The organism is Parazoarcus communis, assembly GCF_003111645.1.
In the GTDB taxonomy this organism is placed as follows: Bacteria; Pseudomonadota; Gammaproteobacteria; order Burkholderiales; family Rhodocyclaceae; genus Parazoarcus; species Parazoarcus communis_A.
In genome coordinates this window covers 170,568-187,450 of sequence record NZ_CP022187.1, presented here as the reverse complement: position 1 = coordinate 187,450, position 16,883 = coordinate 170,568, and the positions used below count along the sequence as shown (strand labels likewise).

General features: G+C 64.8%; 15 protein-coding genes and 1 tRNA gene. 8 read left to right on the top strand and 8 right to left on the bottom strand.

Going from position 1 to position 16,883, the window contains the following annotated elements; genetic code table 11:
• Nucleotides 1-9: 9 nt before the first annotated feature.
• The 3 genes from CEW83_RS00910 to CEW83_RS00900 are packed head-to-tail and all read left to right on the top strand — an operon-like array spanning nucleotide 10 to nucleotide 3,386.
• Complete coding sequence (locus tag CEW83_RS00910) at nucleotides 10-1,086, top strand: ABC transporter ATP-binding protein (RefSeq protein WP_108947662.1); 1,077 nt, start codon at nucleotides 10-12, stop codon at nucleotides 1,084-1,086.
• Between the two features lie 11 nt (nucleotides 1,087-1,097).
• Nucleotides 1,098-2,150, top strand: a complete 1,053-nt coding sequence (locus CEW83_RS00905) for an ABC transporter ATP-binding protein (protein WP_108951112.1) — start codon at nucleotides 1,098-1,100, stop codon at nucleotides 2,148-2,150.
• A 48-nt stretch (nucleotides 2,151-2,198) separates the two neighbouring features.
• Complete coding sequence (locus CEW83_RS00900) at nucleotides 2,199-3,386, top strand: amidase (RefSeq protein ID WP_199915184.1); 1,188 nt, start codon at nucleotides 2,199-2,201, stop codon at nucleotides 3,384-3,386.
• A 96-nt stretch (nucleotides 3,387-3,482) separates the two neighbouring features.
• Here CEW83_RS00900 and CEW83_RS00895 read toward each other — a convergent pair whose 3' ends face one another.
• From CEW83_RS00895 to CEW83_RS00885, 3 genes are read right to left on the bottom strand one after another with little or no spacing between them, the layout of a single operon-like run.
• Complete coding sequence (locus CEW83_RS00895) at nucleotides 3,483-4,766, bottom strand: Zn-dependent hydrolase (RefSeq protein ID WP_108947661.1); 1,284 nt, start codon at nucleotides 4,764-4,766, stop codon at nucleotides 3,483-3,485.
• Nucleotides 4,767-4,780: 14 nt separating this feature from the next.
• Complete coding sequence (locus CEW83_RS00890; protein WP_108947660.1) at nucleotides 4,781-6,274, bottom strand: CoA-acylating methylmalonate-semialdehyde dehydrogenase; 1,494 nt, start codon at nucleotides 6,272-6,274, stop codon at nucleotides 4,781-4,783.
• A 27-nt stretch (nucleotides 6,275-6,301) separates the two neighbouring features.
• Nucleotides 6,302-7,609 carry an aspartate aminotransferase family protein gene (locus tag CEW83_RS00885; RefSeq protein ID WP_108951110.1) on the bottom strand — a complete coding sequence of 436 codons (1,308 nt, stop codon included), beginning with the start codon at nucleotides 7,607-7,609 and terminating at the stop codon, nucleotides 6,302-6,304.
• A 215-nt stretch (nucleotides 7,610-7,824) separates the two neighbouring features.
• On the opposite strand from CEW83_RS00885, the gene CEW83_RS00880 reads away from it, so the two are divergent.
• Entirely contained in the window at nucleotides 7,825-8,841 is a 1,017-nt protein-coding gene (locus tag CEW83_RS00880; RefSeq protein WP_108947659.1) for a class I SAM-dependent rRNA methyltransferase, read from the top strand.
• Nucleotides 8,842-8,942: 101 nt separating this feature from the next.
• Here CEW83_RS00880 and CEW83_RS00875 read toward each other — a convergent pair.
• Together CEW83_RS00875 and rlmD are read right to left on the bottom strand one after the other, a co-directional pair.
• Nucleotides 8,943-9,030 (bottom strand) — tRNA-Ser (locus CEW83_RS00875).
• A gap of 44 nt (nucleotides 9,031-9,074) precedes the next feature.
• Entirely contained in the window at nucleotides 9,075-10,376 is a 1,302-nt protein-coding gene (gene rlmD / locus CEW83_RS00870) for a 23S rRNA (uracil(1939)-C(5))-methyltransferase RlmD (protein WP_108947658.1), read from the bottom strand.
• Between the two features lie 138 nt (nucleotides 10,377-10,514).
• On the opposite strand from rlmD, the gene CEW83_RS00865 reads away from it, so the two are divergent.
• From CEW83_RS00865 to CEW83_RS00855, 3 genes are all read left to right on the top strand, one after another.
• Entirely contained in the window at nucleotides 10,515-11,654 is a 1,140-nt protein-coding gene (locus CEW83_RS00865; protein ID WP_108951109.1) for a cupin domain-containing protein, read from the top strand.
• The gene (locus CEW83_RS00860) at nucleotides 11,647-12,135 is read left to right on the top strand and encodes a hypothetical protein (RefSeq protein WP_108947657.1); all 489 of its coding nucleotides are present in this window, start codon (nucleotides 11,647-11,649) and stop codon (nucleotides 12,133-12,135) included. The genes CEW83_RS00865 and CEW83_RS00860 overlap by 8 nt, the downstream gene beginning before the upstream one ends.
• A 148-nt stretch (nucleotides 12,136-12,283) precedes the next feature.
• Nucleotides 12,284-12,631, top strand: a complete 348-nt coding sequence (locus tag CEW83_RS00855; RefSeq protein ID WP_108947656.1) for a hypothetical protein — start codon at nucleotides 12,284-12,286, stop codon at nucleotides 12,629-12,631.
• A 126-nt stretch (nucleotides 12,632-12,757) separates the two neighbouring features.
• On the opposite strand, the gene bamC is transcribed toward CEW83_RS00855, so the two are convergent.
• The 3 genes from bamC to CEW83_RS00840 all read right to left on the bottom strand — a co-directional run bounded on the left by bamC (nucleotide 12,758) and on the right by CEW83_RS00840 (nucleotide 15,824).
• On the bottom strand, nucleotides 12,758-13,900 hold the full coding sequence (gene bamC / locus CEW83_RS00850; RefSeq protein ID WP_108947655.1) for an outer membrane protein assembly factor BamC: 1,143 nt from the start codon (nucleotides 13,898-13,900) through the stop codon (nucleotides 12,758-12,760).
• A 25-nt stretch (nucleotides 13,901-13,925) separates the two neighbouring features.
• Nucleotides 13,926-14,804, bottom strand: a complete 879-nt coding sequence (gene dapA / locus CEW83_RS00845; protein WP_108947654.1) for a 4-hydroxy-tetrahydrodipicolinate synthase — start codon at nucleotides 14,802-14,804, stop codon at nucleotides 13,926-13,928.
• Nucleotides 14,805-14,897: 93 nt separating this feature from the next.
• Nucleotides 14,898-15,824, bottom strand: a complete 927-nt coding sequence (locus tag CEW83_RS00840) for a histone deacetylase family protein (protein WP_108947653.1) — start codon at nucleotides 15,822-15,824, stop codon at nucleotides 14,898-14,900.
• A 139-nt stretch (nucleotides 15,825-15,963) separates the two neighbouring features.
• Between CEW83_RS00840 and CEW83_RS00835 the strand changes: the two genes are divergently transcribed.
• Nucleotides 15,964-16,881 carry an AAA family ATPase gene (locus CEW83_RS00835; protein ID WP_108951108.1) on the top strand — a complete coding sequence of 306 codons (918 nt, stop codon included), beginning with the start codon at nucleotides 15,964-15,966 and terminating at the stop codon, nucleotides 16,879-16,881.
• Nucleotides 16,882-16,883: the final 2 nt, after the last annotated feature.

The following is a 16,883-nucleotide window of genomic DNA, read 5'->3' as shown; positions in this document are numbered from 1 at the left end:
GAGTCCGTCATGAGTACCGGAATCAGCATCGAACATATCGGCGCACCAGCGGGCAGCGACCGCGGCGGCCCCGCGCAGCCCCTGCTGACCGTCAGCAAACTGGTCAAGCACTTCGACCTCAAGAAGAGTTTTGTGGAAACCCTGATCGGCGGCGGCAAGGTCGTGCGCGCGGTCGATGGTGTCGACTTCAAGATCATGAAGGGTGAGACGCTTGGCGTGGTGGGCGAGTCCGGTTGCGGCAAGTCGACCACCGCACGCCTGCTGATGCACCTGATCGAACCTTCTGCGGGCGAGATCGTCTTCAACGGCGAAACCGTCGGCTCCGCGGCCCTGCCCCTGCGCGAATACCGCCGTCAGGTGCAGATGGTGTTCCAGGACAGCTACTCGTCCCTGAACCCCCGCCTCACCATTCAGGACTCGATCGCCTTTGGCCCCCAGGTGCATGGCGTACCGAAACAGGTCGCCATCACCCGCGCCCGCGACCTCCTCGCACGCGTCGGCCTCGAGCCGCGGCGCTTTGCCGGGCGCTATCCGCACGAACTGTCCGGCGGCCAGCGCCAGCGCGTCAATATCGCCCGTGCGCTGGCCTGCGAGCCGCGCCTGGTGATCCTCGACGAAGCGGTGTCGGCGCTCGACAAATCGGTCGAAGCACAGGTGCTGAACCTGCTGATGGACCTGAAGGAAGAGTTCGGCCTGACCTACCTCTTCATCAGCCACGACCTTCACGTGGTGCGCTACATCTCCGACCGGGTCATGGTGATGTATCTGGGCAAGGTGGCCGAAACCGGCCCCGCCGAAGCGCTGTTTCAGCAGCCGCATCACCCCTACACCCGGGCGCTGCTTTCGTCCATGCCGTCGATGGACCCCGACCGCCGCACCGAAGAGGCCGCACTTGCGGGCGATCCGCCCAACCCCATCGACCCGCCGCCGGGCTGCCGCTTTCACACCCGGTGCCCGCTCGCCGAGTCCGTGTGTTCGCAGCGTGTGCCCACCCTCGAGGACCGCGACCAGCGCGAAACCGCCTGCCTGATCCATGAACCCGACAGCGGCCACTCGCAAGCCGGCGCAGTCATCCACGCATCATGAGCGGAGCCGACATGAACACAGACACTCAAACCGATCGCACGCCGATCGTGTCGGTGCGCGACCTGCGCGTCACCTTCACCGGCGGCAAGAAACCGGTCAAAGCCGTCAATGGCGTCGACCTCAGCGTTGCCCGCGGTGAAACCGTGGCCCTGATCGGCGAATCCGGCTCGGGGAAGAGCGTCACCCTGCGCTCGCTGCTGCGCCTGCACCCCGAGCGCCGCACCCGCATCGAAGGCAAGGTCGACGTTGCCGGCGCCGACGTGCTCGCCATGGGCAGCCGCGCGCTCGCCGACTATCGCGGTCGCATCGCGTCGATGATCTTTCAGGAGCCGCTGCTCGCCCTCGACCCGGTCTACACCGTCGGCCAGCAGATCGTGGAGTCCATCCGCCGTCACGAACGCATCAGCCCGGCAGACGCACGCAAGCGTGCGCTGGAGCTGTTCGAGCGCGTGCGCATTCCCAGCCCCGAGCGCCGCCTCGACGCCTACCCGCACGAGATGTCGGGCGGCATGCGCCAGCGTGCAATGATTGCGCTCGCGCTGGCCTGCCGGCCCCAGGTGCTGCTCGCCGACGAGCCCACCACCGCGCTCGATGCCACGGTGCAGATCCAGATCCTGCTGCTGTTGCGCGAACTGCAGCGCGAACTGGGTCTGGGGATCATCTTCGTCACCCATGACATGGGTGCCGCGGTGGAGGTTGCCGACCGTTTCGCGGTCATGTACGCCGGCCGCATCGTCGAGGAAGGCCCCACCCGCGAAGTGATTCGCAACCCCCGCCACCCCTACACCCTGGCCCTGATGAAGGCCCGTGCCGACGGCGCGATGGAAAAGGGCGCTCGCCTGGCGAGCATTCCCGGCGCACCGCCCGACCTCGCAAACCTGCCCGCCGGCTGCGCCTTTGCCGAGCGCTGTACCTTCGTCCAGCCCGCCTGCCTGCAGACCCAGCCCGACGCCGTCGAGCTTGGGGGCAGCCACCGTGCGCGCTGCCTGCGCACCGACGCCACGGCCCAGGTCATGACACGAGCCGCAGCGCACGTACCCCCTCCCGTCACCGAAATCGCCTGAGCGGGCAAGCCCGCACAGCCCTCACGCCACAGCCACAACGGACCCCTCATGCTGATCGAACACGACCCCGCCCACGCCTTCGTTCCCTACCCCGCAGTCGCGCTGCCCCATACGCCGGGCGGCCCGCTCGACGGCCTCAGCTTTGCGGTAAAGGATCTCTTCGACGTTGCAGGCTATCCGACCGGCGGCGGCAACCCGCACGTACTGGCGCTGTCGGGCATCAAGACCCGCACCGCGCCCACCGTGCAGCGCCTGCTCGACAGCGGTGCCCGCTTCGTCGGCAAGACCTATACCGACGAACTCGCGTTCTCGATGAACGGCATCAACGCCCACTTCGGCGCACCGGTCAATGGCGGCGCACCCGACCGCATCCCCGGTGGCTCGTCCTCGGGTTCGGCGGCGGCGGTCTCCAACGGACTGGTGGATTTCGCCCTCGGCACCGACACCGGCGGCTCCGTCCGCTGCCCGGCCAGCCACTGCGGACTCTTCGGTCTGCGCCCGACCCACGGCCGCATCAGCCTGGAAAACTGCCTGGACCTCGCGCCGGGCTTCGACAGCTGCGGCTTCTTCACCCGCGATGCGGAGACCTTTGGCCGGGTGGCGGATGTGCTGCTCGGCACCGACGCTTCACCACTGCCCGCACAACCCCGCCTGCTCTATCCGGAAGACGGCTGGAGCCTGCTCGACGGCGCCGTGTCCGATGCACTGCAGCCGGCACTCGACCGCGTCGAGGCGCTGTTCGGCAAAGCCGTGTTCATGCGCATGGCGCCCAAGGGTTTCGATCGCAACTACTGGGCCTTCCGCTACATCCAGGGACGTGAGGCGTGGCAGACCGACGGCGACATGATCGAACGCCACGGCCTCGCCCTCGGCCCCGGCGTGCGCGACCGCTTTGCGTGGTCCAAGCTGGTGACCGATGCCCAGGTCGAAGAAAGCGTGGCGATCCGCGACGAGGTCCGCGCCGCACTGGCTGAGATCCTCGGCAGCGATGGCGTCATGGTGCTGCCGACCATGCCCGACATCGCCCCCCTGCTCACCACCGACGAGGCCGGGCTCGAGGACTATCGCAACAATGCGATCAAGCTCCTGTGCCTGGCCGGACTGAGCGGTTTCCCGCAACTGTCGATGCCGCTGGTCAAGCGCAACGGCGCCCCGCTCGGCCTGTCCCTGCTCGGCCCCGCCGGCAGCGACCGCAGCCTGATCGCGATGGCGCAGAGGATTGCCGCCGAGGGCTGATCCTCAGACCGCTGCAAACGACAGAAAACAGGGCGCCCGGCGAATCACTCGCCGGGCGCCCTGTCGTGCTTTGCACCGCTCGACTGGAGACGGAACTCAGCTCACCGTGCCCGCCCGCGCCAGCATCGCATGAAGCAGCACATTGGCACCTGCAGCCAGGTGCTCGGGGTCCGCGTCCTCGATCTCGTTGTGCGAGATGCCGTCCTTGCACGGTACGAAGATCATTGCCGTGGGCGCCGTACCGGCGACATAGACCGCGTCGTGACCCGCACCGCTGACGATGTCGAGATGGCTGCAACCCGCCCGCTCGGCGCCGCCGCGGATAGCATCGACCAGCTCGGGGGCAAAGGCCACCGGCTCGAAGTACACCACCTGCTCCACTGCAACGCTGACCGGAAAGTCCTTCTGCAGCAGCTCGGCGGCTGCGCGCAATGCCGCATCCATCGCCAGCAGGCCGTCGTCGTTGCCGTGACGGAAATCCACGGTGAAGCTGACCTTGCCCGGAATCACGTTGCGCGAGTTCGGGTACACATGCACGCAACCGACCGTGCCGCGCCCGTCAGGCTGATGCGCGAGCGCGATCTCCACCACCTTCTGCATGAGGTGGGTCGCGGCAAACAGCGCATCCTTGCGCAAGCGCATCGGCGTGGGGCCGGCGTGCGACTCCATGCCGGTGACGGTGACGTCGTACCAGCGCTGGCCGAGTGCGCCAGTCACGACGCCGATCGTGGTGTCGGCATCCTCAAGCACCGGGCCCTGCTCGATATGCGCCTCGAAGTAGGCACCGAAGCGCGGTGCGCCGGCACTGACCGACGCCGGCGCATCACCGGCATAACCGATGTCAGCCAGCGCCCTCGCCACGGTAATGCCGTCGTGATCGGCGCGGCTCAGCGCATGGTCGAGCGTGAAGGCATCGACATACACACCCGAGCCCATCATCACCGGCACGAAGCGCGAGCCTTCCTCATTGGTCCACACGCAGACCTCGATCGGCGCCTCGGTGCGGATGTTGTGCTGGTTGAGCGTGCGAATCACCTCGAGCCCGGCCATCACCCCGTAATTGCCGTCGAACTTGCCGCCGGTGGGCTGGGTGTCGATATGGCTGCCGGTGGCGATCGCCGGCAGGTCGTCGCGGGTGCCCGCGCGGCGGGCAAAGATGTTGCCGATCTGGTCGATGCGGATGCTGCAGCCTTCGGCACGACACCAGGCGGCGAAGAGGTCGCGCGCCTTGCCGTCGAGTTCGGTGAGCGCCAGACGGCATACGCCGCCCTTTGCGGTGGCGCCAAGCTGCGCCAGATCCATCAGTGACTGCCACAGGCGCGAGCCGTCGATGGCGAGGCCGGACGCCGAAGCGCCGGCAGCGGGAAGACGATCATTCATTCAATAGGCTCCGATCAGCCGTTGCTGGGAAAGGCGAACTGCGCCTTCTCGATACTGGCGCTGGGCCAGCGCTGGGTGAGGGTCTTGCGCCGCGTGTAGAAACGCACCGCATCCGGGCCGTAGGCGTACAGATCGCCGAACAGCGAACGCTTCCAGCCGCCGAAGCTCTGGCACGCAACCGGCACCGGCAGCGGCACGTTCACCCCGACCATGCCGACCTGAACGCTGTCGGTGAAGTGACGCGCAACCGCGCCGTCGCGGGTGAACACGCAGGTACCGTTGCCGAATTCGTGAGCGTCGATCAGCGCAATCGCCTCGTCCAGGCTCGCGACACGCACGATGGCCAGCACCGGGCCAAAGATCTCTTCCTTGTAGACGCGCATCCCGGGCTTGACGTGATCGAACAGCGTGCCGCCGAGGAAGAAGCCGTTCTCGCAGCCTGGCACCTTGAGCGTGCGGCCGTCGACCACGAGTTCGGCGCCCTCTTCCGCGCCGAGGTCGATGTAGCTCTTCACCTTGTCGCGATGCACGCCGGTGATCAGCGGGCCCATGTCCAGCCCGCGCGTCTGGCCGTTGCCGATGGCCAGCGCCTCGACCTTGGGTTTGAGGCGCTTTACCAGCTCGTCGGCGACCTGATCGCCTACTGCAACCACCACCGAGATCGCCATGCAGCGTTCGCCGCAGGAGCCGTAGGCCGCGCCCATGATGGCGTTGACCGCGTTTTCGAGGTCGGCGTCGGGCATCAGCACCGCATGGTTCTTGGCGCCGCCCAGCGCCTGCACACGCTTGCCGTGTGCGGTGCCGGTGGCATAGATGTATTCGGCGATCGGGGTCGAGCCGACAAAGCTCACCGCCTTCACCCGTGCATCGGTCAGCAGGGTGTCGACCGCTTCCTTGTCACCATTGACGACGTTGAACACGCCCGGCGGCAGACCGGCTTCGGTCAGCAGTTCGGCCAGGATCATCGCCGCCGACGGGTCTTTCTCCGAGGGCTTGAGGATGAAGCAGTTGCCGCAGGCAATCGCCATCGGGAACATCCACATCGGCACCATGGACGGGAAGTTGAACGGCGTGATGCCGGCCACCACGCCCAGCGGCGGAAACTCCGACCACGAATCGATCTCGGGGCCGACGTCGCGGCTGTGCTCGCCCTTGAGGAACTCCGGCGCACCGCAGGCGTATTCCACCACCTCGATGCCGCGCTGCAGTTCGCCATGCGCGTCCTCCCACACCTTGCCGTGCTCTTCCACGATGGCCGCGACGATGCGGTCGGCGTGCTTGTCGAGCAGCGCCTTGTAGGCGAAGAGAATGCGGGCGCGCTTGAGCGGCGGCGTCTTGCGCCAGGCAGGGAAAGCCGCCTCGGCCGAGGCAATCGCCTGCTCCACCGTGGCGCGGCTGGCCATCGCCACCTGACGCACGGGTTCGCCCAGCGCGGGATTGAAGACCGGTTGCAGACGTCCGCTGTCGGCGAGCGTCTGACCATTGATGTAGTGACCAATCGTGTTCATCTGCTGTCTCTCTGAATTATTCTGGGTTCATGCGACCGCGCGCAGCGCATCGCGTACGGTTTCGAAGATACGGGTGAGTTCGTCCGGCGTCGAGTCGAGGAAGGGCGAGAACTGCAGGATGTCGCCACCATTGCGGATCACCACGCCCGCTTCGAAGCACTTGAGGAAGACCTCGTAACCGCGCGCACCGGGCGCACCCGGGCGCGGTGCCAGTTCGATGCCGCCCATGAGGCCGAAGTTTCGGATATCGATCACATGCGGTTCGCCCTTCAGCGCGTGGATGGCCTCTTCGAACACCGGCTCGAGCGCAAGCGCGCGGGCAAAGCTGTCTTCTTCACGATAGACCTTCATCGCCGCCAGACCCGCCGCTGCAGCCAGCGGATGGCCCGAATACGTGTAGCCATGGAAGAGCTCGACCGCGTTGTCTGGGCCCTGCATCAGCGCCTGATAGATCTCCTCGCGCACGATGACCGCACCCATCGGCACCACGCCGTTGGTCAGCCCCTTGGCGGTGGTGATGATGTCGGGCGTCACGCCGAACCGTGCCGCGGCAAAGGGTGCGCCGACGCGGCCGAAAGCGGTGATCACTTCGTCGAAGATCAGCAGGATGCCGTGCTTGTCGCAGATCTCGCGCAGGCGCTGCAGGTAGCCGATCGGCGGCACCAGGATTCCGGTCGAGCCCGACACCGGCTCCACGATCAGCGCCGCAATGTTCGACGCATCATGCAGGGCAACCACGCGCTCGAGATCCTCTGCCAGATCGCAGCCCCAGGTCGGCTGACCGCGGCTGAAGGCCATGTCCGCATGACTGTAGGTGTGCCGGATGTGGTCCACGCCCGGCAGCATGACAGCGCTGAACACCTTGCGGTTGCCAGGAATGCCGCCCACCGACATGCCACCGAAGTTCACGCCGTGATAACCCCGCTCGCGCCCGATCAGCCGCGTACGCTGGCCCTCGCCACGCGCACGGTGATAGGCCAGCGCGATCTTGAGTGCGGTATCGGCCGACTCCGAGCCGGAGTTGGTGAAGAACACCCGGTCGAGCCCGGCAGGCGCCAGATCCGCCACTTCACGCGCCAGTGCAATCGCGCGGTCGTTCGTTACCTGAAAGCCCATGCTGTAGTCGAGCGTGGCCACCTGCTCCTGCACCGCCGAGACGATTGCCGGATGGCAGTGACCCAGACCCGAAGTCCACAGGCCGGAGAAGGCATCCAGCAACTGCTGGCCATCATCGGCCGTGTAGTAGTGACCGCGTGCCGCCTTGATGACGCGGGGGGATTTCCAGAAGGCGCGGTTGGCCGTGTAGGGCAGCCAGAAAGCTTGATCGTGATTCATGGTGGGCACCGTTGATGACATGTCTTCATCCTAGTCATGAACAAACGTGCAGAAAACGACTGTCTGCGTCACTGAAGTTTCACTCAGTCGAAACTTATGAACCACGCCAAGCCCGATTCAGGCACGGAAGAACGGCAGAGTGATGCATACTCTCGGGCCAGCGACTCTAATCACATCCGGCCGCCCGCATCCCGCGCGCCGCACACCCGCCACTCATGTCCTCTGCCCTGACTTCCAGCCTCGACCGCGCGCTCACCGCCCGCACGCCCCTCATCGCCCAGCTCACCGCCGAACAGACCGATGCCTACCGGCTCTTTCACGGCAGCGTCGAAGGCCTCTCCGGGCTCACGGTAGACCGCTACGGCGACGCCCTGCTCGCGCAGACCTTTCACCGCTCGCTCAGTGCAGAAGAGCGCGCCGAACTCGAAGCCTTCTACGCCGAAGCGTACCCCGGCCTGCCGCTGATCCTGAACGACCGCAGCCCGGCGAATTCGCGCATCGTGAATGAACTCACGCCCGAGCAGATCGAGATCGCACAGCAGCCGCGCGAGTTTCGCGAGCTCGGCGTCAAGTACCGCTTCCAGGCCCGCCACGCCGGTCAGGACCCGTGGCTCTTTCTGGACATGCGCGCCGGACGCCGGCGCGTGATGCAGGAAGCGGCCGGCAAGTCGCTGCTCAACGTCTTTGCCTACACCTGCGGCGTCGGCGTCGCTGCTGCCCACGCGGGTGCGCGCCACGTGATCAACGTGGACTTCTCCGAATCGAGCCTCGCAGTGGGCAAGGAGAACGCCCGCCTCAACGATCTGCCGATCCGCGTGCGCTTCATCAAGAGCGATGCCTTCGCCGCGCTGCGCCAGTACTCCGGCATCGGTCAGCCGAAGATGGTGCGCGGCAAGCGCATGCCTCCCTTCCCCGAACTCGAGGCGCACCAGTTCGACCTCGTCTTTCTCGACCCCCCGCGCTACGCCCGCAGCCCCTTCGGCGTGGTTGATCTGGTCAAGGACTACCCCGCCCTGTTCAAGCCCGCCCTGCTGTCGACGGCCGAAGGCGGCACGCTGATCTGCTGCAACAACGTGGCGCAGGTGAAGCGCGACGAATGGCTGGACCAGCTCCAGCGCAGCGCAACAAAGGCCGGCCGCCCGATCCGCGAAATGGAATGGATCGAACCCGAAAGCGACTTCCCCAGCCCGGACGGCAACCCGCCACTGAAGATGGCGCTGCTGCGGGTGTAAGCGAGGCGCGGCGGCTGTCGTTCCGGTGGTGGAACAGAATGAAGCAACACCGCGCGCAGAAAATGAAAAAGCCCCTTGAGCAAGGGGCTTTTTCTTTGGTCTGGCGGAAGCTCAGGGATTCGAACCCTGGATACCTTTCGGTATGCCGGTTTTCAAGACCGGTGCAATCGACCACTCTGCCAAGCTTCCGGAAGGCGCGCAGTATATCACTCGACGCGAAAAATGGAGCCGCTTCAGCAGCGTTCGAAGAGCGCAACCGACTCCACATGCGAGGTCTGCGGAAACATGTTGGCAATGCCGGCTTCGCGCAGGGCGTAGCCCTTTTCGTGCACGAGCACGGCTGCATCCCGCGCCAGGGTTGCCGGATTGCAGGACACGTACACGATGCGGGCGGGGCGTTGCTGCGGGCCGAGCGCCCGGACCACGGCAATCGCGCCTTCGCGCGGCGGGTCGATCAGCAGCTTGTCCAGGCGACCCAGCGCGGCGAGGCTGTCTTCGGTGGTGTCAAAAAGGTTGGCGGCATGAAACTCGGTGCGCTCGGCCAGCCCGTTGCTGCGGGCGTTTTCCAGCGCACGTTGCACCAGCGACTCACTGCCCTCGACCCCGACCACGATTGCGCCCGAGCGCGCGATCGGCAGGCTGAAGTTGCCCAGGCCACAGAACAGATCGGCAATCCGCTCGCCCGGTTGCGGATCGAGCAACTGCATGGCGCGCCGGATCAGCAGGCGATTGATATGCACATTCACCTGGGTGAAATCCGTCGGCCTGAAGTCCATGCTCACATCGAACTCGGGCAGGGTGTAGGCGAGGCTGGGTGCATCCTTGGGGTGGAAACGATACGCGGTGTCAGGCTCACCCGGCTGCAACCACACCTGCACCTCTGCCTCGTCGGCAAACGCCCGCAGACGGGACTCGTCGGCGGCCGACATGGGCGACAGGTTGCGAAAGACGAACGCGGTGCCGGTGTCGCTGACCGCCAGTTCGATCTGCGCCACGCGCTCCGGCCTCAACAGCCCGGCGATGAGTTCGCGCAGACGCGGCAACAGCGCCGAAATCTGCTTCGGCAGGACATCGCAAGCGCGCATGTCGGCAATATGGCTCGAGCGCCGCTCGTGAAAGCCGATGCGCAGACCGCCCTTGCCCGGCAGCATCTTCACGCTGATCCGTGCCCGGTAGCGGTAGGCCCAGGACGGGCCGTGAATGGCGGCGTGGATGGTCTCGGGCTTGATCTTTCCGATATGCCTGAAGGCATTCTCCATGACGCGCTGCTTGACCGCCGCCTGCGCCACCGGGTCGAGATGCTGCATCGAACAGCCGCCGCAGACACCGTACAGCGAGCATCGCGGCGTTACACGTTGCGCGCTCTGTTTGATGATGCGCACCGCCTCGGCCTGCTCGTAGGTGGGTTTGCTGCGGTGAACCGCGTACTCGACGGTTTCGCCCGGCAATGCCCCCTCGACGAAGACCGCCTTCCCATCGACATGGGTGACGCCACGGCCTTCATGGTCGAGTGACTCGATGACTGCAATCGGCATGATGCTTCCCGATGGAGAAAAGCCCGCGATTTTAACGCATGCGCACGATCTGCCGGCGAGCATTGCCGGACGTGCACCTGCATTCGGCACTGCTGAGGGTGGCTGCGCCGAAGATACCCGAAGCCTATAATGCAGCCCATGATGAAAACCCTGCTCGGGGGCATGTCGCCCCGCCAGTTTCTCGAGGAATACTGGCAAAAGAAACCCCTCCTCGTGCGCCAGGCCGTGCCCGGCTTCACCGGCGTCGTATCGCGCGACGAACTGTTCGACCTCGCCTGTGACGCCGATGTCGAATCCCGCTATGTGCGTTACCTGCCCGACACGCCAGGCAGCGAGTGGGTGCTTGAACGCGGACCGCAAACGCGCGGCCGTCTGCGCGGCAAGCGCCAGCCGTGGACGGTTCTGGTCCAGGGCCTGAACCTGTGGTCGCCCGCGGGCGACGCACTGCTGCACCAGTTCGACTTCATTCCGCAAGCACGCCTCGATGACCTGATGGTGAGCTACGCAGTCGATGGCGGCGGTGTCGGTCCGCACTTCGACAATTACGACGTGTTCCTGCTGCAGGGCATCGGCAAGCGGCGCTGGCAGATCGCCGATCAGGAGGATCGCAGCCTGGTGGAGGATGCGCCGCTGCGTATCCTGAAAAACTTTCAGCCTGCGCACGACTGGGTGCTTGAGCCCGGCGACATGCTCTACCTGCCGCCTCACTGGGCCCACAACGGCACCGCAATCGGCGAATGCACCACCTATTCGATCGGCTTTCGTTCGCCCACGGCGCAGGAACTGGGCGCCGAATTCCTCGGCTGGATGCAGGAGCGCATCTGCCTCGACGGACTGTATGCCGACCCCGACCTGACGCTGCAGGAGAATTCGGCCGAGATCGGACCGAAGATGATCGACCAGATCGAGAACATGCTTTCCGCAATCCGCTGGTCGCGAAAAGACGTCACCGAGTTCATCGGCGAGTACCTCACCGAACCGAAAGCGCACATCTTTTTCGATCCACCGGAAAAACCCCTGAGCCGCAAGCGTTTCGAGACCGCAGTCAACAAGCACGGGTATGCCCTCGATGCCCGCACCCTGCTGCTTTGGTCCGAAACCGGCTTCTACCTCAACGGCGAGCCGGTCGAGTTCGACCCGGCCGACCACCCTGCACTCGCGGATCTCGCCCACCGCCGCAAGCTGGAGCGGGGCCAGACGCTTTCGGCCAGCTTCCTCGATCTGCTGCATCAGTGGCACGAGGACGGATTCGCCCATCCCTCGTCCGATCATGACTGAACCCGTCACTTACAACTTCGACACCTGGTCTGACTTCCGGGGCGCGCTGCTCGAATTGGTCGGCCGGGCGCAGTCCACCCTGCTGCTCTCGGACCCCGATCTCGGCGAGACCGGCTTCGAGAGCAGCGCCGGCATCGAAGCGCTCACCGCCTTCCTGCAACGTTCGGCCCAGCCGCTGGCCATTCGCATCCTGCTCAAGGATGCGGCCTATCTCGAACAGCGCTGCCCCCGCCTGCTCGGCCTGCTGTCACGATTCAGCCAGCGCATGATGGTGAGGGTGGCGAGCGACGTGCGGGCGGTACCCGACGCCCCTTTTGCGATTGCGGATGGAAAGCATCTCGTCACCCGCTTTCACCACGAACGTGCGCGCGGGAAACACTGCACCGACGATCCACAGTCCACTTCAGTGCATATCGCACAATTTGAAACACTTTGGGCAAGCGGCGAAACGGGTCCGAATGGCGTGCAGCTTGGGCTCTAGGCCGATTTCAATGCATTTCGCAATGCACCATTCGGGTGGATGCTCGCAATCGTAACGTGCTAGCATTGATGTGCTTCCGGTATCCGATATTCATCGTCGAAACGCCGGGCAACTGCTGTCTTCACCCAAGTCAAAAAAGGAAAACAGAATGAAGCTTTCTCTCCTCGTCGCCGCCATGATGGCCTTCGCCCTTTCCGCCTGCAGCAAGGAAGAGCCGGCACCGGCTCCGGTTGAGCAGGTCGCACCGACCGAGCAGCCCGCTGCTGTTGAAGAAGCGAAGGAAGAAGCTGCCGCCGCAGCTGAAGAAGCCAAGGAAGACGCTGCTGACGCCGTTGACGCCGCCAAGGAAAGCGCTGCTGCTGCCGTTGAAGCTGCCAAGGAAGGCGCTGCCGACGCTGTGGAAGCTGCCAAGGAAGGCGCTGCCAACGCTGTGGAAGCTGCCAAGGAAGGCGCTGCTGCCACTTCCGACGCCGTGAAGGACGCCATGCCGAAGTAATTCTTCAGCACGGATGCAAAAAAGCCGGTCTTTGCAGACCGGCTTTTTTTTGCCCGACGATCGGGCATTCATCAAACTGGATGCCGGCCGCCGCCGCGAGGGACGGACGGGCCGGCATCAATCGGCTTAACGCAATTCCTGCTGCAGCAATCCAAGCATGCGCTTGGCCGTGGCCGACTTGTCCACCGCGCCTTCCTTGGTCAGCACGGTGACGGTGGACCCTTCGGCCTGCCCCTGCACCCTGAGCTTGTACTCGCTGCCACCGACGGCAGGCTTGTCGCTGCTGCGCCAGAACGCCAGCTTGGAGAAGAAACCCTCATCCTTTCCGCTACGGCTGTCCGCATCGGGATCGACATAGCGCACGAAATAAAGCCCCTGCGCACGATCACGGTCTTCAACCGTGAAACCGATGCGGTCGAGTGCCAGACCCACGCGACGCCAGGCACGATCGAACGGCTCCTGCACCTGCAGGTTCATCTGACCATCGACGGTTGCCATCTTGGCGCGCTCTGCCACCGGCGCCACGGCAAGTGCTGCCTGCGCACGGGCCTCGTCTGCACCCAGACTGATCATCAGCCGGCGCAGCATCTCGGCTTCGAGTTCGGGATCGGCCGGACGCGGTTGCCAGATGGTCGAATCCTTTGCCTCGGTCGGATAGATTTCCATCATGCCGCGGTGGCTGATGTAGATCTCGACCGTGCCCGGCTCCTTGCCCTCTTCCAGGCGCGTACGGAACTTGTCGCGTTCGGGGGTGGAGTACAGGCCATCGATGACCTTACCCAGCGTGGAACGCAGGAAATCCTGCGGGATCTTGGCGCGGTCTTCCGCCCAGTCCGTCTCCAGCACACCGATTTCGGGGCTGTCGACATTCAGGATGAACCCGAGTTCTAGCCAGAAGTTCCTGATCTGCGGCCACAGGTCGGCTGCATTGCCGGGCAGGACCAGCCAGCGCTGGCTGCCTGCACGCTCGATACGCATGCGATCGGGCACGGGCATGACGTCATTGGAGGCGCGGACGCCCGACTGTCCGGCGCGGTCAGCGTTGTAGGCCGAGAAGGTTGCCACGCCACGCGGTGCCACGTCCGGCACGGCGAAACGGTCGTCGCGCGTGGGCGCGGTCAGATCGGGCGGAATCTCAAGCGGAGCGATCTGGTTGTTCTTGGCGCTCTTGTAATCGATACGTTTGGATTCGAGCAGGGAACTGGAGCAGCCTGCGAGCAGCAACGAAAGCGCAAGCAGGGAAGCATTAGTGCGCAAGGAGCGATTCATGAGGTTCCTGGTGGAAGATTGCAGATCAGAAATTGATGCCGGCCTGGCGCATGGCCTGCCGCACACGTTCGTGACAGGTGTCGCTCAACTGCGTCAGCGGCAAGCGGATGCCGTCGCCCATCAGACCCATGCGGGCAACCGCCCACTTGACCGGAATCGGGTTGGCTTCGCAGAACAGGTGGCGATGCAGTCCGAGCAGGCGCGCGTTGATTTCGCGCGTCTTGAGTGCATCGCCGGCAAGTGCCGCCGCACACATCTCGTGCATCGCACGGGGGGCGACGTTTGCCGTCACCGAGATGGTTCCATGGCCACCCAGCAGCATGAAGGCGGCAACAGTCATGTCGTCGCCGCTGTAAAGGGCAAAGCCTTCAGGCGCACGCGCGATCAGGTCGCAGTTGCGATCGATGCTGCCGGTCGCATCCTTGACACCGATGATGTTCGGGATTTCGGCCAGCCGGATCGTGGTGTCATTGGCCAGGTCGGCGACGGTGCGGCCGGGCACGTTGTACAGGATCAGCGGCAGCTCGACCGCCTCGGCGATGGTACGGAAGTGCTGATAAAGGCCTTCCTGCGTCGGGCGGTTGTAATAGGGAACCACGGACAGGTGGGCGGCGGCGCCGGCCTGCTGAGCGTAGCGCGCAAGTTCGACGGCCTCGGCTGTCGAGTTGGCACCGGTGCCGGCGATGACGGGAATGCGACCGGCCGCATGCTCGACCGTCGTGCGGATCAGCTCGCAGTGCTCATCGACATTCACCGTGGGCGACTCGCCCGTGGTGCCCACAATAACAATCCCGTCGGTGCCTTCGGCAACGTGCCAGTCGATCAGACTGCGCAAGCGGGGGAAATCCAGGCTGCCATCCTCATTCATCGGCGTGACGATGGCGACAATCGATCCGGTAATCATGGCAGGGGCCAAAACAGTAAAAACCTGATTCTAACCGATCGCCGCAACACAGCCAGCCCCACGACACGTCATGCGGGGCTGACCGGAGGCGGATCAGAGGTCGGCCAGTGCCTTGATGTGGGAAACGACCGACCGGGCGAGCGAGCTCAGCGAGTAGCCCCCCTCCAGAACGGAGACGATGCGCTTGTGGCCGCAATCTTCCGCGACCCCCTTGATCTGCTGGGTCGCCCAGATGTAGTCGGACTCGACCAGGCCGAGCGAACCCATGTCGTCTTCATAGTGCGCATCAAAACCCGCCGAAATGAAGATGGCCTGGGGATTGTGCTCGCGCAGCGCAGGCACCCAGATGTCGCTCACGACCTGCCTGAACGCATCACCGCGCGTACCTGCAGGGACCGGCACGTTGCAGAAGTGTGCGGGCTGGTTCTCGGTGCCGCTGTATGGATAGAACGGATGCTGGAAGATGCTCGCCATCATGACCCGGGGATCATCGCGGAACACCTCTTCGGTACCGTTGCCATGGTGCACGTCGAAGTCGACGATGGCCACCCGCTCCAGGCCATGAAAATCCGTCGCATGCCGCGCCGCGATCGCGACGTTGTTGAGAAAGCAGAACCCCATTGCCTTCGCACGCTCGGCATGATGACCGGGCGGGCGCACGGCACAGAATGCATTCTCGATCTCGCCCTTTAGCACCAGATCCGTCGCCAGCACGCCAGCCCCTGCGGACCGCAGCGCGGCCTTCATGGTGTTGGGGCTCATGGCCGTGTCAGGATCGAGGTGGCGGATGCCGTGCTCCGGCACGCTGCTCATCAATTCGTCGAAGTAGCTCGCCGGATGAACACGCGTGATCTGTTCGGCGGTCGCCAGCGGCGCATCGAAGAAGGACAGGTAGAGATCAAGCCCTGCGGCAATCAGACGATCGTTGATCGCCCCCAGCCTGTCCGCACATTCCGGGTGATGAGCCCCCATGTCATGCAACCAGCAATCGCGGTGCGTGATGAACGCCGTTGTTGTCATACCCCTCCTCTCCTGAAACGGGCGAACTTTCCCTGACAGTCCGATTCAAACGGGCTGCGGTGATGGCCCATGTTACGGGCTCGCTGTCTTTGTCGTCTATTATCACCGCTTCCCAGCCAATTCCACAATGTGCGAACTCATGCCCCAACGCCATGCAAGCAGACTCCTTGAAGCCGCCAGCCAGATCATCCTCGGCAAGGAGCATGAATTGCAGTTGGCCCTGTCATGCCTCATCGCACGCGGGCATCTGCTGATCGAGGACATGCCGGGCGTGGGCAAGACCACGCTTGCGCATGTCCTCGCGCGTCTGGTCGGCCTGCATTTCCAGCGCATCCAGTTCACCAGCGACCTGCTGCCCGCAGACATCGTCGGGGTATCGGTATTCGACCGCGAGACCAGCAGCTTTCGCTTCAATGCCGGGCCGGTGTTCGCCCAGCTGATTCTCGCCGATGAGATCAATCGCGCCACGCCAAAGACGCAGAGCGCCCTGCTCGAAGCCATGGAAGAGCGCCAGATCACCGCCGACGGCGCCACCCTGCCGCTCCCCGACCCGTTTTTCGTCATTGCCACGCAGAACCCCTCGACCCAGATCGGCACCTTCCCCCTGCCCGAGAGCCAGCTTGACCGCTTCCTGATGCGCATTCGCATCGGCTACCCCGATCGCGCAGCAGAGCGTGCATTGCTGATGGGCGAAGCACGGCGCGAGCTGATCGAACGCCAGCAGCCCGTGATCACGCCCGACGACCTGATCGAACTGCAGCATGCCGCACAGGCGCTTCAGGTGGCCGACCGCCTGATCGACTACGTGCAGAACCTGCTCGCAGCCACACGCCAGAGCAACGAGTTCGCGGGCGGCCTGAGCCCGCGCGCAGGACTCGGCCTGCTGGCTTCGGCGCGCGCCTGGGCGCTGATCGAAGGACGCGACCACGTGCTGCCGGAAGACGTGCAGCGCATGTTCCCGCATGTCGCCGGGCACCGTCTCCACCTCGCCGGCGACGGCCGCCCGCCAGCCCCCGCCGCCCTCGACCGTCTGCTGCAATCCGTTCCGGTGAGTTGAAG